This is a genomic window from Desulfoluna sp. CLI2B, from assembly GCF_056847375.1.
Genome location: NZ_CP186557.1, coordinates 3,094,286 through 3,115,289, shown reverse-complemented (window position 1 = coordinate 3,115,289; position 21,004 = coordinate 3,094,286). Strand labels below are relative to the sequence as shown.

At 58.8% G+C, this 21,004-nt stretch carries 20 protein-coding genes and 1 pseudogene; 5 read left to right on the top strand and 16 right to left on the bottom strand.

All coding sequences use genetic code 11. From position 1 onward, the window contains the following. Positions 1-57 precede the first annotated feature (57 nt). The 4 genes from ACOYW2_RS14660 to ACOYW2_RS14645 are packed head-to-tail and all read left to right on the top strand — an operon-like array spanning position 58 to position 2,844. Positions 58-1,038, top strand: a complete 981-nt coding sequence (locus ACOYW2_RS14660; RefSeq protein ID WP_482770909.1) for a TRAP transporter substrate-binding protein — start codon at positions 58-60, stop codon at positions 1,036-1,038. 3 nt (positions 1,039-1,041) lie between these two features. Then, the gene (locus ACOYW2_RS14655; protein ID WP_482770908.1) at positions 1,042-1,533 is read left to right on the top strand and encodes a TRAP transporter small permease subunit; all 492 of its coding nucleotides are present in this window, start codon (positions 1,042-1,044) and stop codon (positions 1,531-1,533) included. A 23-nt stretch (positions 1,534-1,556) separates the two neighbouring features. Next, positions 1,557-1,931 (top strand): hypothetical protein, encoded by a 375-nt coding sequence (locus tag ACOYW2_RS14650; protein ID WP_482770907.1) that lies wholly within the window; start codon positions 1,557-1,559, stop codon positions 1,929-1,931. Beyond that, positions 1,849-2,844, top strand: a complete 996-nt coding sequence (locus tag ACOYW2_RS14645) for a TRAP transporter large permease (protein WP_482423742.1) — start codon at positions 1,849-1,851, stop codon at positions 2,842-2,844. Before ACOYW2_RS14650 ends, ACOYW2_RS14645 begins: the two co-directional genes overlap by 83 nt. Before the next feature lie 140 nt (positions 2,845-2,984). On the opposite strand, the gene ACOYW2_RS14640 is transcribed toward ACOYW2_RS14645, so the two are convergent. The 3 genes from ACOYW2_RS14640 to ACOYW2_RS14630 form a co-directional block, all read right to left on the bottom strand. Further along, complete coding sequence (locus ACOYW2_RS14640) at positions 2,985-3,359, bottom strand: hypothetical protein (RefSeq protein WP_482770906.1); 375 nt, start codon at positions 3,357-3,359, stop codon at positions 2,985-2,987. Next, positions 3,356-4,492: a flavin monoamine oxidase family protein gene (locus ACOYW2_RS14635; RefSeq protein ID WP_482770905.1), complete on the bottom strand. Its 1,137-nt coding sequence runs from the start codon at positions 4,490-4,492 to the stop codon at positions 3,356-3,358. Before ACOYW2_RS14635 ends, ACOYW2_RS14640 begins: the two co-directional genes overlap by 4 nt. 352 nt (positions 4,493-4,844) lie before the next feature. Next, positions 4,845-6,596 (bottom strand): ABC transporter ATP-binding protein, encoded by a 1,752-nt coding sequence (locus ACOYW2_RS14630; RefSeq protein ID WP_482770904.1) that lies wholly within the window; start codon positions 6,594-6,596, stop codon positions 4,845-4,847. Positions 6,597-6,759: 163 nt separating this feature from the next. On the opposite strand from ACOYW2_RS14630, the gene ACOYW2_RS14625 reads away from it, so the two are divergent. After that, on the top strand, positions 6,760-7,218 hold the full coding sequence (locus ACOYW2_RS14625) for a metal-dependent transcriptional regulator (RefSeq protein ID WP_092212086.1): 459 nt from the start codon (positions 6,760-6,762) through the stop codon (positions 7,216-7,218). Positions 7,219-7,611: 393 nt separating this feature from the next. Here ACOYW2_RS14625 and ACOYW2_RS14620 read toward each other — a convergent pair whose 3' ends face one another. From ACOYW2_RS14620 to ACOYW2_RS14560, 13 genes and pseudogenes are all read right to left on the bottom strand, one after another. Next, positions 7,612-8,109, bottom strand: a complete 498-nt coding sequence (locus ACOYW2_RS14620) for a flavodoxin family protein (RefSeq protein WP_482770903.1) — start codon at positions 8,107-8,109, stop codon at positions 7,612-7,614. A 5-nt stretch (positions 8,110-8,114) separates the two neighbouring features. Then, positions 8,115-8,639: a heme utilization cystosolic carrier protein HutX gene (gene hutX / locus ACOYW2_RS14615; RefSeq protein WP_482770902.1), complete on the bottom strand. Its 525-nt coding sequence runs from the start codon at positions 8,637-8,639 to the stop codon at positions 8,115-8,117. Next, entirely contained in the window at positions 8,621-8,821 is a 201-nt protein-coding gene (locus ACOYW2_RS14610) for a hypothetical protein (RefSeq protein WP_482423741.1), read from the bottom strand. The genes hutX and ACOYW2_RS14610 overlap by 19 nt, the downstream gene beginning before the upstream one ends. Further along, positions 8,764-10,044, bottom strand: coding sequence for an ABC transporter ATP-binding protein (locus ACOYW2_RS14605; RefSeq protein ID WP_482770901.1), 1,281 nt, complete (start codon positions 10,042-10,044; stop codon positions 8,764-8,766). The genes ACOYW2_RS14610 and ACOYW2_RS14605 overlap by 58 nt, the downstream gene beginning before the upstream one ends. Next, entirely contained in the window at positions 10,041-10,820 is a 780-nt protein-coding gene (locus tag ACOYW2_RS14600; protein ID WP_482423557.1) for an energy-coupling factor transporter transmembrane component T family protein, read from the bottom strand. The genes ACOYW2_RS14605 and ACOYW2_RS14600 overlap by 4 nt, the downstream gene beginning before the upstream one ends. Beyond that, positions 10,798-11,337 (bottom strand): MptD family putative ECF transporter S component, encoded by a 540-nt coding sequence (locus ACOYW2_RS14595; protein ID WP_180143422.1) that lies wholly within the window; start codon positions 11,335-11,337, stop codon positions 10,798-10,800. Before ACOYW2_RS14595 ends, ACOYW2_RS14600 begins: the two co-directional genes overlap by 23 nt. A gap of 59 nt (positions 11,338-11,396) precedes the next feature. Next, the gene (locus ACOYW2_RS14590; protein ID WP_482770900.1) at positions 11,397-13,499 is read right to left on the bottom strand and encodes a TonB-dependent receptor; all 2,103 of its coding nucleotides are present in this window, start codon (positions 13,497-13,499) and stop codon (positions 11,397-11,399) included. Then, positions 13,496-14,959: a heme anaerobic degradation radical SAM methyltransferase ChuW/HutW gene (gene hutW / locus ACOYW2_RS14585; protein ID WP_482770899.1), complete on the bottom strand. Its 1,464-nt coding sequence runs from the start codon at positions 14,957-14,959 to the stop codon at positions 13,496-13,498. Before hutW ends, ACOYW2_RS14590 begins: the two co-directional genes overlap by 4 nt. 395 nt (positions 14,960-15,354) lie before the next feature. Next, positions 15,355-16,461, bottom strand: coding sequence for a heme b synthase (ahbD, locus tag ACOYW2_RS14580; RefSeq protein WP_482770898.1), 1,107 nt, complete (start codon positions 16,459-16,461; stop codon positions 15,355-15,357). Between the two features lie 220 nt (positions 16,462-16,681). Further along, the gene (locus ACOYW2_RS14575; RefSeq protein ID WP_482770897.1) at positions 16,682-16,777 is read right to left on the bottom strand and encodes a hypothetical protein; all 96 of its coding nucleotides are present in this window, start codon (positions 16,775-16,777) and stop codon (positions 16,682-16,684) included. Continuing rightward, the gene (gene hemB, locus ACOYW2_RS14570; protein ID WP_482770896.1) at positions 16,777-17,655 is read right to left on the bottom strand and encodes a porphobilinogen synthase; all 879 of its coding nucleotides are present in this window, start codon (positions 17,653-17,655) and stop codon (positions 16,777-16,779) included. The genes ACOYW2_RS14575 and hemB overlap by 1 nt, the downstream gene beginning before the upstream one ends. 149 nt (positions 17,656-17,804) lie before the next feature. Beyond that, a pseudogene (gene ahbC / locus ACOYW2_RS14565) lies at positions 17,805-18,993 on the bottom strand (12,18-didecarboxysiroheme deacetylase). A gap of 115 nt (positions 18,994-19,108) precedes the next feature. Next, the gene (locus ACOYW2_RS14560; protein ID WP_482415743.1) at positions 19,109-20,896 is read right to left on the bottom strand and encodes an AAA family ATPase; all 1,788 of its coding nucleotides are present in this window, start codon (positions 20,894-20,896) and stop codon (positions 19,109-19,111) included. Between the last annotated feature and the right edge of the window lie 108 nt (positions 20,897-21,004).

The following is a 21,004-nucleotide window of genomic DNA, read 5'->3' as shown; positions in this document are numbered from 1 at the left end:
GCCGTGCATCGGGAAGAATGAACCCATTAAACTGAACATTTAAGGAGTGTTTGATTCATGAAGAGTATAAAGACACTGTTTGTTGTGACGATTCTCGTCCTTTTTACCGGCAGCGCCGCCATGGCCGAAGCCATGAAGCTGGATTTAAACGCCGTCTACGGCGCCACCAGCTTCCATACCCAGGGTGCCATGGATTTTGCCAAGCGTGTTGAAGCCCACTCCAACGGTTCTGTTCTCATCACGGTTCACCCCGGCGGCAGCCTTGGTTTTAAGGGGCCCGAGCTTTTGAAGGTGGTCAAGGACGGCCAGGTTCCCATGTCCGACATCCTCATGGGTGTCGTGGCCGGCAGCGCCCATGTGTTCGGCGTCAGCTCCCTTCCCCGCCTGGTCAAGTCCTATGACGAAGCCAAGGCCCTGTATGCAGACTGCAAGCCCCTCTATGAAAAATCTGCCCGCAGGTGGAACCAGAAACTCCTCTATGCCGCGCCCTGGCCCCCCAGCGGCCTGGTCACCAAAAAAGCCATCGTCACCCGCACCGATATTGACGGCATCAAGACCCGGACTTACGACAAGAACGGCGCCGAGTTCCTTCGCGCCCTGGGTGCCATGCCCCTGTCCATGCCCTGGGGCGAGGTGTACGCCTCCCTTCGCACCGGCATGATCGATTCGGTCCTGACCTCTTCCGAATCCGCCAAGAACGGAAAATTTTGGGAGGTCCTCAGCCACTTTGAGCCCATCAACTACGCCTACCCCTTGAACATGGTCACCATCAACCTCGACTACTGGAACGCCCTGTCCAAGGACCAGCAGGCGGCCATGCTGAAAGCCGCGTCCGAAACCGAAGCCGCCCAGTGGGCTGCCTCCCAGGCGCGAAGCGAAGAGGCCCTGAAGGCCATTGCCGCCGAGGGTATCACCGTGACCCCCGAGAGCCCTGAGCTCACCGCCGAGCTGGACACCGCCGCCCTGGCCATCCAGAAGAAGTTTCTCAAGAAGGCCAAAAAAGCCGAGAAGGCCCTTTTAAACACTTACATAAAGTAGACCATGAAAAAACTCATCTCACTCAGTGATGCGTGCTCCAAGGCCGGGGGCTATGTCTCCGGCCTGTTCATGCTTCTCATCGTGGCGCTGATTACCGTGGAGATCTGTGCGAGGACCCTTTTTGACGCCTCCACCCTCATCGGTGACGAGTACAGTGCCTACTTTTTTGTTGTGGTGGTCATGATGGGGCTCTCTTTTTCCATGAAAGAGGGGGCCCACATCCGGATCTCCCTGTTGCGGGGTAAACTGCCCGAACCGGCCCTTACGGTGCTGGACCTGGCAGTGCTGGGCGGGGCCATTGCCCTCACCGGTTTTGCGCTTTACCATGCCGTCCTCATGACCTACGACGTCTGGGACCTGGGCATGACGGCCGACTCCATCTCCGAAACCCCCATTTATATTCCCCAGCTGGTCATCCCGGTGGGCCTTTTGCTGCTGATCCTGCAGCTTACCGGTGATTTTTTGAGGAGGTTGTCATCGTTTCAGATCCGCTAATTCTAACCTTTTTGCTGTTCGGGGTGGCTGTCCCCGTCTCGCGCTTGTCCGGCCTCTGGATCGGCTTTTCCCTTATGGGGGCCGGGGTGATGGGGATGTTGATGTTCAAGCTCAACCTGCCCCCCACCATTTCAGTCTGGGACAAGATCGGCGGCCTTTTGGCCAACTCCATCTGGAACAGCACCAACTCCTGGTCCCTGACGGCCCTGCCGCTTTTTATCCTCATGGGGGAGATCCTCTATCGCACCCAGATCTCCACCCATGATCGTTCAGCCTTGGCTGGCAGGGATTCCCGGGCGCCTGCTCCACATCAACGTGGTGGCCTGCTCGCTCTTTGCCGCCGTGTCTGGGTCCAGTGCCGCCACCACGGCCACCGTGGGGAAGATCACCCTGGATGAGCTCTCCAAGAGGGGCTACGACCGCAGCATCGCCATCGGCTCTTTGGCCGGGGCCGGGACCCTGGGGTTTCTCATCCCGCCCAGCCTGATCATGATTATCTACGGGATCCTTTCGGATACCTCCATCGGCAAGCTCTTCATTGCCGGGGTCATCCCAGGCCTGTGCCTGGCATCGGCCTACGCCGCCTACATCATGGTACGCGCCATGATCGACCCCAACGTCATGCCGAAAGAAGAGGAGAGCCACACCTTCAAAGAGAAGATCGCGGCCTCCCGGGAGCTGTTTCCCGTGCTGCTGCTCATCATCGTGGTGTTAGGCGGAATCTACATGGGGATCACCACCCCCACGGAGGCGGCTGCCATCGGTGTGGTGGGGGCCCTGATCCTTGCGGTGTGGTTTAAGAACCTGACCGTGGAAAACTTCCGGGAGGCGGTGCTCTCCGCCGTGAAGACCACCTCCATGATCTCTTTTATCATCGTGGGAGCGGCCTTTCTCTCCCAGGTGGTGGGTTTTGTGGGCATTGCCCGGGCCTTGAGTCTTTACATCACGGGCCTGGGGCTCTCTCCCTATGTGCTGATCTTTGTCATCGCCATCATGTACCTCTTCCTGGGCATGATCCTGGACGGGATCTCCATCGTGGTCATGACCCTTCCCATCGTGCTGCCCATTGTGGTGGCCGCAGGATTCCACCCCTTGTGGTTCGGGATTTTTCTCGTTTTCATGGTGGAACTCTCCCAGATCACGCCCCCGGTGGGCTTCAGCATCTTTGTCATCGAAGGGATCTCCGGCGAGAAGGTGGGGGACATCCTTAAGGCCACCTTCCCCTTTTTCGTCATCATGATCCTCATGGTCATCGCCATCACGGCCTTTCCGGACATTGTCTTCTACCTGCCCAACCAGATGGTGGACTAACCGTCAAGGCAGTCTGGCTGTTTAAAAAATCAAAAGGGAGCGTCCCTGGTTTTATCCCGGGGCGCTCCCTTTTTTATTTTAGACATGGCGTTTTGGCTAAAACCTTTGACCCGCCAAATCCCACTGAATCTCTCCCTTTGTCACATCTTTTTTTTCATGCAGAAAAGTTCCACCAATCCCATAAACAGCACGATGGTACAAAGCAGTTTTATCCACAAGTGTGTGTAGGCCATGTGGAAGTGATCAAAGGCAAAGTGCATGGCAAGGGCAGAGAAGAGGAACAGAAGGACGGAAAAGGCCATGCCGAAGATCTCCTCTTCCCGGATGCGGAACAGACCGGAGACCTTGCCGCCGATTTTCATCAGCGGGGTCCGGACAAGCATGAAAAAGAGAATCAGCGGAACGATGCACGGCACGAGAAGGAGTACGCGAAAGGCCTGTGTCGCGATGTCCCGGGGAGAGCGCCTGATAAGCCAGTACAATGCGGAAAAGTAGATAAAGAAAAGGACAATCATACGAGTGTTGCTCTCTGGTTGCATGTCAAAGGGGCCTGGTTCACCGCGCGGGCTGCCCTCTCGCCGCTTGCCAGGGCCCCTTCCAGGTACCCGGCCAGGTGGTGAGCGGTTTCGGTGCCGGCAAAGTGGAACCGGTTCTCCCAGATGGTGGTTTTCCCAGACGGCAGATGAAACTCAGGGTGGTTGTGGGCGGCTCTGAGGTCGTATTCGGTGGCTGTAAAGGGCTCCCTGGACCAATCCTGATAGTAAAAGGCCGTGGGGTGTGCTGCCTTCTCTCCGAAGAGTGTGCCCAGCTGAGCCAGCATGGCGGGCACCATGGCCTCCTTCTCTTTTCTCCGAAGGGCGGGCGTGGCAAGGAAACCGGTGAGGCCGAAGGGTGCCCCCGTTTCAATGGAACCGTCGTGGATTTCGCCCAACGGGCCATAATAACTGAACCCCTGGCCGGAGAGACCCAGTTGTCGCCAGGCGGCTTCGTCATACAGGGCAAAGAATTTGGCGTGGCCGGCCATCCAGGTGTTGGCCCGGAGCATGGATTGGGTGAGGTCGTGGGGCAGATCCGGTGTAAAGAGGATCGATCGTGCGGCCAGTCGGGGCGGCATGGCCAGAATGACGCGGGAGGCTTTGATGCGGCACTGAGGCGGCTCATCAAGCACGCCCACGCTCACAAGGATGCCGTCATCCTGCCTTTCGATGTCGCACACCGGATGGCTTAGCCTTACCGTCCCTTGGGGAAGGCGTTTATACAATCCCTCCACAAGGGCGCTCATGCCGCCGTGGAGTCGCCAGCCCGGAGGATCCATGGGCTGCCCCTCCATGGTGACGACCTTGCCGTCCCGGGTCTGGAAACGGCAGTACCCTGTTTCAAACTGGGGGTAGCCCGTAAGGTGAAGGGCGTTGATAAGGGCACAGACCCTCGGGTTGAGGGCGGGCCAGTACCACGAGGGGCCGAGGTCCGCCGAGAAACCGTTTGGTCCGGTGCAGAGGATTCGCCCCCCGATACGGTCCCGGGCTTCCAGCAGGAGCACCTTTTTCTTCTCGTCAGCCAGGATACTGGCTGCGTAGAGTCCGCTTAACCCTCCGCCGATGATGAGGGTGTCTGTTTCTTCTATGACGTTTTTTTTCTCAATGACCATGGGAGCAGCTCTTTGATAGTGACGTAATCCGTCATGCGCTTAGACCGGATGTTCATGAAGAAACGATGGAGCCAAAGTAATAAGAGATCATTTCAGCTTATGCTTCCGGTGCCCCTTGCGGGGGCAAGCTTTTGAAAAGTTAAACAAACAGGCCTTGATGGTTTTCCTTGACTAACGTTTGGGCCTTGATCTTCAAAGAAATCGAGAAAGATCGACTGAACCGGAGTGCGGCACTCCAGAGGATCATCCCTTAATCGCCAGGTTCCTGCGTAACACATGCTGGCGGGTGGTAAAATCTCTAAGTGGAAAAAAGGGGCTTTGTTCCCTGGCCCGTGGCTTTGGAGGCCGATTTTCAGCAGGGAGTCTCTTGAAGGGCCTGCCACAGGGTTTGGTAGACGCCTTCCTGGGACACCAGCTGGCGATGGGGCCCCTCCTGGACAATGCCCCCTTGGTCCATGACGAGGATTCGGTCGCATGACGTGAGGGTGGAGAGTCTGTGGGCAACGGCAATGATGATGCGGTTTTTCCGAAGGCCCATCAGGTTTGTGTGGATGATGCTCTCGGTTGCCGGGTCCACGGCCGAGGTGGCCTCATCGAGGATGAGCACCTCGGGGTCCCTGAGCAGGGCCCGTGCCAGGGAGAGACGCTGCTTCTGCCCCCCGGAAAGGGTGTCTCCCTGATCCCCCAGGATGGTGTGGAGCCCCTGGGGAAGGGCGCGGACCATTTCTTCGGCTCCGGCCTGCCGAAGGGCCTGTTGGATCTCCGCGTCTGTGGCTTCGGGGCTTCCCAGGCAGAGGTTGTCCAGAACCGTTCCGTGAAAGAGAAAGGGGTGCTGGGAGACGTAGCCCACATGTTTGCGGAAGCTGGCGGCGGCAAGTTCTTCCAGGTTCTGTCCATTGATGGCGATTTGGCCGGAATTTGGGCCGTAGAAGCGGAGCAGCAGCTTGATGAGGCTGCTTTTGCCTGCGCCGGTGGGCCCTGCAATGCCAATGAATTCGCCTTTGTTGATGGTAAAGGAGAGGTCGGAAAAGAGCTCCGGATGGTTGGGGTAGCGGAACCGGATCTTGTGGAAACGGACGGTCTCGGGGAGGCCCTGAAGGTCCGTGGCGTCGGCCGGGTCTGCAAGGCGGGGTTTAACGAAAAGAAGCTCGCGGACCCTTGTGGCCGCGGCCTTGGCCTGCTGAAGCTGGTTGATGAGAAAGGTTAGGGTGAAGATGGGGACCACAAGGCGCATGCCCATGAGGACGCAGGTGGTGTAGGCGCCGAGGCTGGGGCCGCCGGGCTGCTGCGTCAGCCAGCCACCTCCGCCGATGAGAAGGGCAAAGGAGAGCCCGGCGATGCCGTAAATGACCGGGATAAAGTTTCGTCTGGTTTTTGCCGCGGCCACGGCCGTGTCACGATAGAAGGCGGACTCTTTTTTCAGGCGGTCCGTCTCTGCCTGCTCGGCGCAGTAGGCCCGGAGCACGGGGATGCCCTGGAGGCTGTTTTCAAGGGTCCCCGCAAATCGGCCCACGGCCCGTCGTGATGTAAGGTACTGGGGCTGGACTCTGCGAGAAAAAAGGCGCATGGCCAGAAAGGCAAGGGGCAGGGGAAAAGCCAGGGTCAGGGCCAGCCGGCCGTCGAGCCAGAAAAGGTAACCGTAGGTGCCCGCAAAGGAGATGACCACGCGCACCAGGTTGGCGATGGTCTCTGAGAAAAACACGTTGAGCACGTCCACGTCGTTGGTGACAACCGAGAGGAGGTCCCCCTTGCTGCGCGCATCAATAAACTCGGTGTCCACGGAGAGGATCTTGGCAAAGAGCTTCATCCTGATGTCATGGCGGATGCACTGGGCTACGGCAGCCAAAAGGTAATCACTTGAGCTTTGAAAGATGGCCAGGCCGCCAAAGGCGCAGAAGACTGCCAGCCCGTATGCCAGAAAGCCGGTTGCTCCGTCGGGGCTCGACGTGATGTGATTGACCGCATATCCTGCTATAATCATGGGCAGAAGATCGCAGACGCGGGCAGCCGTGCTGCAGCCGATACCGACGGCAACACGGACTCGATACGTAGAGGCGTACCCGGCAAGAAGGCGCAGCCAGGGCGGAAGAGAGAAGAGGCGCATAACGTGAAAACCTGTGTGTCCTGAGGTTCAAAAGGTTGGCCTCGGCAGGGCCGCCGGAGGCATCAATGAACTGAACCGTTATCTGTATTTTGATATTACATGTTGTCAAATGGTGGCGGATTGACTAATGACCATTGCGGAGTACCAACCCCAAGGAGAGATCATGATTACAAAAGAGACCCCGCTGACATCCACCCTCGAAGATTACCTTGCCGCTATTTTCAGATTGGTCCAGAAAAACGGGGACGCCCGCTCCAACGCCATCGCAGACGACCTGGGGGTCACCCGGTCCACCGTGACCACGGCCCTGAAATCCCTTGCCGCCCGTGAGCTGATCGAATACAGGCCTTACAGCCCCATCACACTCACCCCCTCCGGGTGGGAACTGGGTAAGCGCATCGCCCACCGCAACGTGATCCTCCGCGATTTTTTCGGGCGCGTCCTGCAACTCCCCGACGAGGAGGCCGAGGCCACGGCATGCCGGGTGGAGCACGCCGTCACCGACGACGTGGTGCTCCAGCTTGGCCGCTTTATCCTCTATTTAAAGGAGGCAGGCTGCGACATCGATACCTGGCAGGAAAAATTCACCCTGCCGGAGAATCACGCGTCCAAGTCTTCCTGAAGGATTTAAAAACAAGAAACGCCTCCGGCCGGAGGCTTTTTTGTTCGCTCCCAGGCTCCGCCTTGCCGCTGTGAAGCATCGCGTCATAATGGATAAAACGTTCAGAGTGAAGCGATTCCAACCGTGGAGGCAAAGCCTCCGTGCATCATTCCCAGGCGGAGCCTGGGAACGAAAGAAAGTCCTTGAATCTGTCTTGACTTCACCCGGAATAACTCTGGCGGGTCGCTTTTTGAAAAAAGCTCCGCAAAAACGTTCCGGTCTCTTACTCGTTAAGCCTAAAGCCGCTGGTAAACCAAGGTACTCGAATAAAACGAAATAGCACTTAAAGCCTGTTTGTCAAACTTTTCAAAGGTTTGGCCCCCGGCAGGGCCGCCGGAGGCGTTTTTTTGGTTTTTATACGTTCAAGCACTTCCGAAAAAAGGCTTTGGCCTGTTCAAAATCCTCTTCGTTGGGGTGTTTTTTCGCTTCTTCGATGCGCGCCTTGCGCTCGTCTGTCATGGGGTGGTGGTCTGAGGCCACCTTGGCCATCATCTCCAGCACCTTGGGGTCTACGCGGCCCTGGCAGAGAAACTGTCCTATCACCTCGTTTCCTTCCATGAGAGTTTCTGCCTTTGCCCGGCAATCGTTTGCGTGGTCCGAGTCCGGGTAGGCCCCCAGGGTCCCGAAGAGTCCCACCTTTTTCCCTTTAATTTTCTCCATGAACGCCTTGGCCTTGGCATCGGGCATGCCTTTGTCCACCCAGTAACCGATGGCGATGACATCGTAGTCGTCCACGGCGGGTGCCTCTTCAACGGGGGCCAGGGTGCAGGGCTCGGGAAATGCCTCTTTGACGGCTTCGGCAACGGCTCGGGTGTTTCCGGTTCGGGATGAATAGATGATGAGTGATTTCATGGCGTTTACTCCTTGCTGGTCAGTTGGTTGCGAAGGGCGTGGAACCCGGCTTTTACAGAAGGGATGAGGGTGCGTTTTTCCCTTCCTGCGTAGACGGCGAACATATGATCGCCGTTGGTGTCGTAGAACTGCACGGAGAGGCTCTCCAGGCCGAAGAAGGGCTTTTCGAGAAAGCAGATGGCCCCGAGTTTTTCCACTTTAAGGTGCCCGCCCAGGGGGTTCTCTTTTTCCATGAGGTTGAAGTACCCGTGGCCGTATGTGCCCTTGGGGAGCTTTCCCTTTACCTCGATGACGGATGTGGGGCTCTGGCGGAGGAAGGTGATTTTTTCCCAGCCGGTCATGGCCTCCCAGACGGTGTCGAAGTGTGCGGCCTCAACAAAGGTGCCCATGGGGGCAGGAAGGGCCGAGACCACCGCCGCCTCGGAGATGTGGAGCTGGGCTGCCATCTGGCTGGGCATGGTGCTGGGGTTTTCGTCGATCATTTCTTGAATCCGGGCTTTGATGTCCGGGGTTACGCTGTCTTCAAACATGGTGAGGACTCCTGTTGGTCTTGTGAAAAGGGAAGGCGCAGGGCCACATCGCAGGCGAGGTGGAGAAGCTCCAGATCGTGGGTGATGACCACCACGCTGGTGCCGCTGTCTGCCGCTTCGCGCATCATGGCCGCGATGCGCTCCATGTTGTGGCCGTCCAGTCCGCTGGTGGGCTCGTCCAGGATAAAAATATCCGGTTTTTGGGCCAGGCCGCAGGCAATGACCAGGCGTTGTTCTGCCGATAGGGATGATGGCGATTCGCCAGGTGGGCGAGGCCGAAGCGGTCCAGAAAGGCGATGAGCGTGTCGCGATTTTCTTTGCGGACCCGGTGGGTACCCGAGGCCATGGCCACCTCCTGGAGCACCGAGTTCATGTGGAGCTGGTGGTCCGTGTTCTGAAGGACTATGCCCGCGTGGTTCAGCAGGTGCTTTTGTTTGATCCTGTCTCCGCCGATGGCGATGTTTCCGCTTCGGGGCTTGGTGAGGCCCGTGAGAAGCCGGGCAAGGGTGGTTTTCCCGGTGCCGTTGTCTCCAATGATTCCCGTGACCCCCTGGGGCAGGGCAAAGGAGGCGTTGTCGTAGAGGGTTGGGCCGTTTCCATGACCGAAGGTGAGCCCCTCGACCTCCAGGTGGCCGCTTTTCGGAAGGGGGGGAAGGCTCTGCCTGGTATCCGGGACATGGTGAGCGCGCAGGCCATAGCGGGCACGCAGTGCCGCGTCCCCCAGCATGTCGAATTCTCCTTGGGCAACGATTTCCCCATTGTCCATCACCACCACGTGATCGGCCACACCTTCCAGCCAGTAGAGTCGGTGGTCCACCACCAGCACGGCGATTCCCCTGTTTTTGAGGTCGCGTATCAACTGGGCCAGGGCGTCGGTGCTCTCGGGGTCTAGGTTGGCCGAGGGCTCGTCCAGTACCACCATGGAGGGGGACAGGGAGAGGATGTCGGCCAGGGCCACTTTCTGTTTCTGGCCCTCGGAGAGGTCGTGGATGGATGAATCCAGGATGTGTGTGATGTTGAGCTGCTCAGCGGTTTGTTTCACGACCTCTTGGATCTCTTCCGGCGGTTTGCCGAGCCATTCGTGGGCAAAAGCGATCTCGTCGTCCACGTTGAGGGCAAAAAACTGCATCTCCGGGTCCTGGAACACGGTGCCCACCTCAGCGGAGAGCTGGGCCAGGGTCTTTCCTGTGCTCGATATCCCGTTCAGACGGATTTCTCCTTCCAGTGTGCCCTGGAAAAAGTGCGGGCAGAGCCCGTTGACCAGCCGGATGAGGGTCGATTTCCCGCAGCCGCTGGCGCCGGTGACCAGGGTCACTTCGCCCGGGTTGACCGCAAGGGAGAGGTCCCGCACGGCGGGCGTTTCCTGAAACGGGTAGGTGTAGGTGACGTGTTGCAGTTCGATCATGGCATGAATCCTGTGGTGGCTGTTCCCCAGCGCAGTTGAAGATACGCGCCGGTGAGGAGGATAAGGACAAGGCCGATGAAGGCCACGGCGTCAGCCCGGGAAAAGGCCTGGGTTTTGTAGCTCACCATGGTGTTGGTCCGGGAGACGCCCTTGAGCTCGGCGGCGATGCCCAAATCGTCGGAGCTGCGCAGGGCCCGGAAGAGAATGGGGGCCACCAGGAGCCGGACGGAAAGGACCGGGTGCCGGGCGATAAAAGAGGGGCGCAGGTGATAGCCCCGGATGCGCATGGATTCGTGGATCTGCTGCACGTCCCGGATAAAGGTGGGGACAAAGCGGATCATCACCGCCGCCGGAATGTAGATCCAGATGGGAAGCCGGAAGCTCTTCAGGGCCGTGAGAACCGTCTGGATGCGTGAGGAGAGGGCCAGGGCCAGCACCGTATTGATCATGATGACCGTTCGCAGGAACGGCACCGCCATGGTACCGATTCCGGAAGCGGGGATCATCGGGGCCATGTGGTGAATAAGGGCCATGAATCCCAGGGCCATCACCCACATGAGTCCGATGGCCACGTAGCAGACGGCCACGACCCCGTATCGGCCCAGCTCCAGAACGTAAAGGGCGCTTGCCAGGGCGAGGAAGCCCATGGCAAGGGGCGAATTGATAAAGATGACGGCCACTGAGGCCACCAGGCTGATGAGGATTTTGGTGCGGACGTCGAGCCTGTGGACATGGCTTTTCGCCTGCACGGCATCAGCTGCGAATAATGCACGCATGGCGCAGCTCCTTGACGAAAAAGGCACCGGAGAAAAGGCCCAGGAAGGCCCCGATATACCCGATGCCGACAATGATGGCGGACATGATGACCATCTCCTGCTGTTCTCGCATGTAGAGCCAGGAAGCCCCCACGGAACTCACCTTGAAGACGATGTCGTAGAGCCCTACCCCGATGATGAGATTGGCGCTTCTGGCGTATCCTCCTAAAATCATGATAACGGCTTCGGCCACGATCCCTGCCAGGACCATGGCGGGGATGAGCACTAGGGAGCCGCCCATGAGCAAAAGGGAGACCAGGATGTTGACCAGGAGGAACAGGGTGAGTGCACCGAATTTTCTGACCTTGTAGAGAAGGACGATGGCCAGCGTGGTGAACAACAGGTTTTTGAGAATCAGGGTGATGGGGTTCATCCCTCCACCCACAAGGGCCACCAGCAGGCTCGTCACCTTGGTGACGGCGGCAAAGATACCGATGGTCACGAGGTCCCGCATCTCCCAGTAGGGTGTTTTTTCCATGGGTGTCCTTAAAGCCTCCCGGCTTTTTGACAGAGCCGGGAGGTGGTGTTTGAAGGTTATCAGAAGGAGACGCCCACCCGGGCCACGGCGTGGAACCCGGCCTCTTCAAGGCTGTTGCGGGCCGTCTGGTACGACTCGTCCAACAGGTTGTTGAGGTTCAGGGAGACATGGTACTGCCGGTCTTTTCCGAATTCGCTGCCAAAGGCGATGTTGAGGGTCTGCCAGGAGCCTTTGGTTTTAATTTCCGTTTTTCCGGGGTTGTCGTCGTCTGTTTGTTCCAGCTCGGACTCCGTTGCCGCGCGCATCCAGAGATCGGCCCAGACGGTGGCGGGGTGGGTGGCAAGGTTTGTCTCGTAGCGCAGGCCGAAGCGTCCGGAAAGCTCGGGGGTGTCGGTTTTCCAGGTGGAGAGTTCCTCGGTCTCAAATTTTCGTTTCATCCAGGCACCCGAGGCATAAGGCGTAAGGTGAAGGGGCAGGATGGTGTAGTCGATGGTGGCTTCGACGCCGTGGGTTTTTGCTTTGTCCACGTTGTCGTATGTGTAGATGTTGCCGCTGACGGGTGTTGAGTGAATGTAGTCGTCGGCGAGGTTGTAAAAGACCGCGAGGTCCATGCCCCAGGTATTGGTGTCTAACCGAGCCCCGATTTCGTAGTTGGTTGAGGTCTCCGGGGAGAGGTCGGGGTTGGCCAGGGTGGTTCGGCCGCCGTGGTTTGTGCCCATGAAGAGCTTGTCAAGGCCGGGGAACCTGTACCCCTGGGAGATGTTGCCCCGCAGGGTCAGGCCTTTGATACCGTTCCAGGTCAGGCCACCGCTGAAGACCGGGTGGCTGTCCCTGGTGCTTCCGATCTTGGCACCGGGGGCGTTGCTCTCTTCCAACTCCGACTCCACCCAGGTCTGGCGACCGCCGAAGGTGAGGAGAAGATCCTTTGGCAGGATCCATTCATCCTGGAGGAAGAGGGCATGGGTTGTCATGTTGGCATCGTTGGTGGTGGTAGCGGGGTCCGTGGAAGGCCCGGCAGGACCCATGGGAGGCGGAGGAAGGATGCGTCCGCCCAGGTCATCAAAGTCCAGGGTGCTCTCGGCGTCCAGGGTGTCGTGGGTGTAAGCATACCCTGCGATGAGGTAGTGGTTGGGCGACGGCACGATGTCGACCTGGGCGGTGGCCCCGTAGGTCTTCTGGTCGTTATAGGTGTCCAGGGCCTGTTTGTAGGTGCCCATGGGGCCCATGTTGATGACCATGCGCTGCTCGAACTCTTTTTCCGTTTTCTGGGCATAGGCATCCATGTGGATCTTGGGGACGGCGGTTGAAAGGTCCTTGATGTCAAAGGTCACAGATGCTTTTTGCCTGGTCCATTCGGGCAGGTGCAGGTCAAAGGGGTTTCCGTCTGATACCGTGGGCGGGGACTCGATTTCACTGGTGTAGTCTTCCACCTTAACCCCCATGGCAAGCTTGCCTGTTTCGTAACCCAGGAACACACTGCCTGCCGTGGCTTCGGACCCGGAGTCTTCAGTGGTGCCGCTGGGTGTTTCCCGGTCACCCTGGTCGGAGCGGGTGCCGTTGATACGATAACTAAAGCTGTCCTTGCGTCCGTACAGGGCCAGGCTCTCTTCAAAACCTTCCGTGGAGGAGTTGTAGGTGACGTTGGCTGACGCCTGGATGGGCCTGGTGCCCCCTTTTTTGGTGATGATGTTCACCGCCCCGCCGATGGCCTCGGAACCGTAAAGAACCGAGGCCGGCCCCTTCATCACCTCAATGCGCTCAATCTGGTTGGGGTCGATGAGAAGGGGCGCTCCGTCCATGGATTTCTGTTCGGTGATTTTCTGGCCGTCAACCATGATGAGCACCCGCGACCCGGATTCGCCACGGATATTGATGCGCTTGGCCCCGGACAGGCTCTGGTCGTAGATCTCAACCCCAGGGACATCCTGGAGGATGTCCGCGACGGAGGTGTAGCCGTGGCGGATGATCTCTTCTTCCGTGACCACGCTCAGGGATGAGGGGATTTCGCTTAATTCTCGTTCGGTTCGGGTGGCCGTGACCTTCATCTCCGAGGTGGTCTCCACAGGCTCGGCAAAGGTGGAGACCGCTGTTCCCAGGATAAGAGATGCGCTCAAGGCACCGGTTATCAGGGGAGAGCGCAAGACTGAAAACAATCGCATCATGATTCCTCCGTAAAAATAGTGTCGTACAGGTAGTTGATGGTTAGCTGCGCCATGGTGACCTGCCAGAACTGCCCGGCGGTCGTCAGGCGACACCATCCGTTTCGGTGGGTGAGGAGCCCGGCACGTTCCCACTGCTCGTAAAGGGTGCCCAGGGTCTCAGCCAGGGGGAGCCCGAACCGTTTTCCGAGGTCTCCAAGGTTGATCCTGCAGAGTTCCAGCTCGCTGGTAATGGTTTTTTCCAGTTCGGCGTGGGCGGTCTGGCGCTGCATCGTGACAAGGGGCTTTCGTCCGTCGTCGAGCACTGCCTTGCGCCATACGTCGTAATCCGTTTCCAGGAAGAAGAAATGGCCGTGGGCGCTGCCTCCGGCACCGGGCCCGAAGGGCAGGCAGCAGGAGGGGCTTTTCATCATGTGGTTGTAGATGTTCCGCTCCCGTGGGGTGCGGCCCCAGTGGTTGACGGATAGCCGAGTGTACTGGGCGTCGGCCATGAGCTCCGTACCCCGTGCGTACATGCGCGCCCGGGTGGCCAGATCCGCCCCCGGGGGGAAGCGCCCTTTGTCGATGGCCTTGCTCAAGGGGGTGCCGGGAAAAACCTTGAGCTGATAAAGGTCCACGCCGTCGAGCCCGAGGCCCTGGAAGATGCGGATGTCCTCTTCCCACAGCTCCATGGTCTGGTTGGGAAACCCGTAGATCAGGTCGATGATGACGGCGGCCTGGTCGTAGTCCCTCAGCCGTGCAAGGGCGGTGAGGACCGTGTCCCGGTCTGCCAGGCGGTGCATGGATTGCCGAAGCTCCGTGTCAAAGGTCTGGACCCCGATGGAGAAGCGGTTGGCACCACCCTCCAGGCAAGCCTCCATTTTTTCCGGCCCGAAGTTCCAGATGCGTCCTTCAACGGTGAGTTCACAGTCGTTTGCAAGGGGAAGGTTTTCCCGAATGGCATCAAGGATGCGCTTGAGGTCCGGGGCTTCCAGGGAGGTGGGCGTGCCCCCGCCGATGTAGACGGCATGGATGGGGGCGCTTGCCTGAAGGGGTCTTGCCGAGTCCGCAGCCGCGATGAGGGCGTCTGCGTAGGCCCTGCTCTGGCCTTCGTCGTAGCGTTTTCGGTAGAATCCGCAGTAGAGGCAGTGGCTTTCACAGAACGGCACATGGATGTAGGCCGCGGTTTTGCCGTGTCGGGATTTTTGTGTCAGTGACGCATAGGTGGCGGCAATCTCTTCCTCTGCCACGGGTGTTGCCTTGCCTCCGGGGTGGACGGTGGTGCTCGTTGAAAAGGCATCGGTAAGGGGATTGCCGGTTTCGTTGGCGTGGTAGCTGTCGATGTCGGGCAGTGCGGTCCCGAACGGGGATGATTGGACAAGCTGTTTACCCCCGGCGTTTCCCTGAAGGCTTCTATGTGATTGCGAGTTAGAGAGCTTCAACTTTTTGGAAGGGAGCCTACAGAGGGTAAGAATATCTGTCAAGAAGAAATTCGTGCCATTTGTAAAAAATTACGGCAAAGGCTTTTATGTAGAAAAAGCTTCACAGGTTGGTGCCATCACGTTGTAATGGTTCACTCCTTCCAGCACGCCTCTTGCTTGTAGGGTGTACTCTGTGCACCATGTTCGGATACCAAGGGCGTTGGCGTTGCCGAGGGTATGGGGGATTGGGCGGTGGTTTTTTGTGCACGGAGTGCACTCTACGGTCCGTCGTATTTCGAGGTGCTCGGATTATTCAGCCGGGGTCGTGGTTCAGCTCTTTCGAGAGACCACCGTGGGGTGTTTCATAAGGAAATCCGCGACGCTAAGCGTGCAGGGTTTATTATTTTGGGGATGTACCTGGCGGCACATGAAACCGGAAAGGACCTTTGCGTGGGGCGCTATTTCTCCATGCGCGGCGGCTTGTAGCTGCAGAGGGGCTCTTCGGTGAGGTAGCTGCCCGTGGCCTCGAAGGCCCTGGCCCGGCACCCGCCGCAGACCCGCTTGTATTCGCAGGGGCCGCATTTGCCTTCCAGGAGGTCGTAGTCCCGGAGCTCTTTGAAGACCTTGGAGTTATTCCAGATCTCGGCAAAGGATTGCTCCTTGACGTTGCCGCAGTCTGTATGGAGGAACCCGCAGGGCTGCACCGTACCTGTGTGGGAGACAAAGCAGAACCCGATACCACCCAGGCAGCCGCGTGTCACTGCATCCAGGCCGTGGGTCTCGAAGGTGACCTTTTCTCCGTCCTCTTTGGCCCGCTGGCGAAGGATCCGGTAGTAGTGAGGGGCGCAGGTGGCCTTGAGCTGGAGGGAGGTCTTGTTCCGCTGGTCGTAGAACCAGTTGAGGGTCTCCTCGTATTCCTTGGCGTTGATCTCGCTGTCGGCGATGTATTTTCCCCTGCCAGTGGGCACCAGAAGGAAGATGTGGTGGGCCACGGCCCCGATCTCCTCGGCCTTGGCCAGGATGTCCGGGATCTGGGAGAGGTTGTCCTTGGTGATGGTGGTGTTGATCTGGAACTCCAGGCCCGCTGCCTTGGCGTATTCCACTGCCTGCATGACGCTGTCGTAGGCGCCGTCCACGCCGCGGAACCCGTCGTGGAACTCCTTGGTGGCGCCGTCCAGGCTCAGGCTGATGCGCACAATGCCCGACTCCACCATCTTTTTTGCGTTCTCAGCGGTGACCAGGGTGCCGTTGGGGGCCATGGTCATGCGCATGCCGAGCTTGTTGCCGTAAGCGGCGATTTCAAAGATATCCTCGCGCATGAGGGGCTCGCCGCCGGTCAGGATGATGATGGGCTTGCTCACCTCGGCAATCTGGTCCAGGAGTCTGAAGGCGGCTTCGGTATCCAGCTCCCCGGGGTAGGGGCCGTTTTCGGCTGCGGCGCGACAGTGCACGCAGGTGAGGTTGCAGCGCCGGGTCGTCTCCCAGGCCACCAGCCTCAACTCCGCCTCTTTTTTTCCGTGCCCGCCGCCGTGACCGTGGGGTCTGTGCTCTTCCAGCACGCTCATGCAGTTGCCGTGTCCATGTTGTATCGTGCCTCCGGCGGGTCGCTTTTTGAAAAAAGCTCCGCAAAAACATTCCGGTTGCAACACCGAAGTAAGCAAGTCTGATGCGCGCAGTGTAACGGCATAGGTAAACAGCCGGCATCGCGCGTGCTTAAGTCCTGTTTGTCAAACTTTTCAAAAGTTTGGCCCCCGGCAGGGCCGCCGGAGGCGCTTTTTCAGGCCTCTATTTCCCGCCAAGCTCCCGGGCAGCTTCCAGGGCGTGGTAGGTGAGGATGATGTCCGCTCCTGCCCGTTTAATGGAGGTCAGGGTTTCCATCATCACCTTGGTGCCGTCGATCCAGCCGAGCTGGTCCTGCTGCGGCTGATCATGGCGTATTCGCCGCTGACGTTGTAGGCGGCCATGGGCAGGTCCACCTCGTCCCGGACCTTGGAGATGACGTCCAGGGGGCCACAGGTCAGTTTTACCATGATGATGTCCGCGCCTTCCTGCACGTCCATGGTGGCCTCCCGGATGCCTTCCAGAACGTTGGCCGGGTCCATCTGGTAGGTGCGCCGGTCACCGAAGGTGGGGGCGGAGTGGGCGGCGGCCCGGAAGGGACCGTAGTAGGCGGAACAGTACTTCACGGCGTAGCTCATGATGGGAATCTCGCCCATGTCTTCCTGGTCCAGGGCGTCCCGGATTTCACCCACGCGGCCGTCCATGTCCGAGGCCACCAGTTCGCGGTTGGCCTTGGCATGGGAGACGGCGATACGGGCAAGGAGATCGAGGCTCATGTCGTTGTCGATCTTTCCCTTTTCCACCACGCCGCAGTGGCCGTGGTCCGTGTACTGGCAGAGGCAGACATCGGTGATGACGGTGAGCTCGGGGACCTTGTTCTTCACCTCGCGCACCGCCTTCTGGACAATGCCGTTTTTGGCGTAGGCTGAGGTTCCCAGGGGGTCTTTCTTGTCGGGGATGCCGAAGATCATCACTGCGGGGATCCCAAGGTCACAGGCCTCTTTGGCCACCTTGACGAGGTTGTCCACGGAGAACTGGTAATGTCCGGGCATGGAGTCGATGGGGTTTTTCACGCCTTTTCCGCCGATGGCGAAGAGGGGCAGGATCAGGTCGTCGACGGAGAGGGAGGTTTCGCGGATCATGCGGCGCAGGCTGGATGACGCTCTCAGGCGTCGTCCTCGGTATTGGGGGAACAGCATCGGGTACTCCTTACGGCGAAGGCGAGGGCCGGTACTCCGGCTCTCAAGGTGACGGCGGCTCACCGGAAGTGGCCGCCGTTTGCTTGCCGTCGCCTTCGGCATGGGGCTTGCGGGTCAGAGACGGCAGCCTCTGCCCGGGCCCGGTATGGTTATTCGGTCAAGCCGATCTCTTCATCGGTTAAGTAGCATTCGGGATCCGGCCCAGACATCGCCGGTGGCGGCTTCGTGCTGGACGCCGAAGCTTGCTCTGGCACAGATATCGAGCCACTTACACTTGGCGCACCTGCCGGTGACGTGCTTTTTCTTCTCCTTGAGTTTCAGGAGAAGGTCGTCCTCGGGGTTGGTCCAGATTTCGGAGAAGGGGCGCTGGCGCACGTTGCCGAAGCTGTGGTGACGCCAGAACTGGTCGGCGTAAACAGAGCCGTCCCAGCTGACGCAGCCGATGCCGTGGCCGGAGCTGTTGCCTTCGTTCATCTGGAGGAGTTCAAGCACTTCCTTGGCGCGCTCGGGGTCCTCTTCCAGCATGCGCAGGTAGATGTGGGGACCGTCGGCGTGGTTGTCCACGGTGAGGACTTCCTTGGGCTTGCCAGCATCGTGGAGGCGCTTGGCTTCGGTGGCGATGAGGTCCACGGCCTTTCGGGTCTCTTCGTGGGAGAGCACCTCGTCGCCGATCTTGACACCACGTCCGGCGTACACCAGGTGGTAGAAGCAGATACGGGGGATGTCCATCTCTTCGAGGAGCTTGAAAACCTCAGGGATGTCCCGGACGTTCATGCGGTTCATGGTGAAGCGCAGGCCCACCTTGATGCCCGCCTCCTGGCAGTTTCGTATGCCCTCAAGGCTGGCCTGGAAGGCGCCCTTTTCTCCGCGGAAGTGATCATGGGTCTCTTCCATGCCGTCCATGCTGATGCCCACGTAGGAGAGGCCGATGCGCTTGAGGTTCTGGGCCACCTCTTTGGTGATGAGGGTGCCGTTGGTGGAGATGACGGCGCGCATCCCCTTGGAAACGGCGTACTCGGCAAGCTCCGGCATGTCCTTTCGCATGAGGGGCTCACCGCCGGAGAAAAGGATCACCGGGGCACCGAAGGCCGCCAGGTCGTCGATGAGGGCCTTGCCCTCTTCGGTGGTCATTTCGTTGTCTTCGCCGGTCGCCTTGGCCTTGGCGTAACAGTGGATGCATTTGAGGTTGCATGCCCGGGTGCAGTTCCAGACCACCACAGGCTTTTTGTCTTTGGAAAACTGAAGCAGGTGGGAAGGAAGGCTCCCGGAATGGCGTCCGTAGCGCAGGGCGTCTGAGGGTTCCACGGTTCCGCAGTAGAGTTTGGATATTCCGATCATCTACGTATACTCTCCGGTTGTGACAGCAAAGGCCCTCAAAACGGGGCCTTTGTTGGTATCTCGTTTGAATGGTGTCGAATCCCAGGGCGAAACGAGGGCTGCCGACAGGGACTCGTTATGTCTTAGTGTTGTCGGGAAGGCGGATGGCGTCGGTTTTTCCCACGAGCTCCTCTTTGATGAGGTCGTCCAGGAAGGTTTCCGGCGACAACAGGGCCTCCCGTGTGATGAAGAAGTGAGTCTTGCCGGTTTTTTCCCGGATCAGGGAGAGGCCGAGCTCAAAATCTCCACTGATTTTAGCAAACAACTCGTCGAAGGTGGCTCCGGATGTCAGGATCTGGTCCATGAGGAAATCCACCGCCTCTTCATCAAACAGGACATGCATACCAAATTTCGAGAAAAAATTCACCTCAAGTTTTTTAACCTCTTCATAATGTGAATGAATTTTCTCAATGGCGCGTCCCGTGGAGATTCCGCTTGCGATACAGAGCGTTGACGCCAGGTCTGTTCGCCAGGGCGTCATGGGCAGCAGGTGGCCCACGGTGAGTTGATCCCAGTGGTTGGTGATGTACCCGGACAGGGATTCTGTTTCCAGTGCCTCCAGATGCCGGAAGCGTGCACTCCACTCGTCGGCCATGGCAGGGTCCGACAGGGATCGCAGGGTCTCCTCGGGCTCCAATGCGGCTTCGACAGTGGCGGGGAACTCTTTCAGGCCCGTGGAGGGCAGACGGGTCTCAAAGGGGAGGAGCACATCCTCCACAGCGCTCACGAGGCCTCGGGCCCCGGTGTTTTCAAGGTGGGCACGCCGCGCGATCTCCCGGAGGATCTCATCGTCGAACCGGATGCTGATGCCGTAGGAAGAAAAATCGAGCTTTTTGCTCAGGATCACCGGGTTGTTGGGGTTTTTAAGGATCTCAAAGAGATCGTCCTCGGAGAGGGACTCCAGGGTGGTGCGGACAGGAAGGCGCCCCACAAACTCGGACTCGAAACCGAACTCCACCAGATCTTCGGTGCGCAGCTCGCGGAAGATGGCGTCGGTGTCCGCGTTGTCGTGGAGGGTGGCGCCGAACCCGATGCTTTTTTTCCGGTTGCGCTTTTCGATGATCTCGGACAGGCCGTTGAAGGCGCCGCTCATGATAAAGAGGATGTTGCCGGTGTTGATCACCTGCTTTTCCAGGTTGCCGGTCTTCTGGTAGCGCTCCATCTCCTTGAGCATAGAGACAGGGTCATGGGGGACCTTGAGCTCCACGTCGGTCTCTTCCATGGGTTTGAGGAGAGCCCTCTGGACACCGGTGCGGGAGATGTCGGCTCCCACGAGGTTGGGGGAGGAGGCGATTTTGTCCACTTCGTCGATATAGACGATGCCGCATTCGGCCCGCTCAATATCATCGTCGGCTTCACGCACGAGGTCCCGGATCAGGTCCTCGACGTTTCCGCCCACGTAGCCTGCCTCGGTGAACTTGGTGGCGTCCCCCTTGACAAAGGGGACCCCGATCTTGTCGGCGATGAGCTTGATCATGTAGGTCTTGCCCACGCCGGTGGGGCCGATCATCAGGACGTTGTTTTTGATGCCCCCCACAATGCCGGAGGTCTTTCGCCCCTCGTCCCCTAAATGGCGGATTCGATTGAAATGGGTACAGATTTTTGTTGCCAGAACGGCTTTGGCCCTCTCCTGACGGATGATGAACTGGTCCAGATAGGCCACCAGGTCTTCAGGCTTCATGTCGAAGTCGAGTTGAAAACCCTTCTTCTCCGCTCTGACGCTCTTGCCTTCGGTTTTGTCCCGCTCGGGTTTCGAGAAGGGAGAGACGATCTTTACGTTTCCGCCAAACTTTTGATTGAGGAAATTACCGATCTCCTTTTCGAGTTCCTTGGGGTCGGGTATGTTTTCATTATAATGGCTCATGGTCACACCAATATAAACACGGGCTGGTGAATTGCAAGGGGGGCGGCGCGGCCCTGGCGCCCCTGGTTCTGTTTCTCAAGAGGGTGATCTGCTGTAAAAACAGGCTTG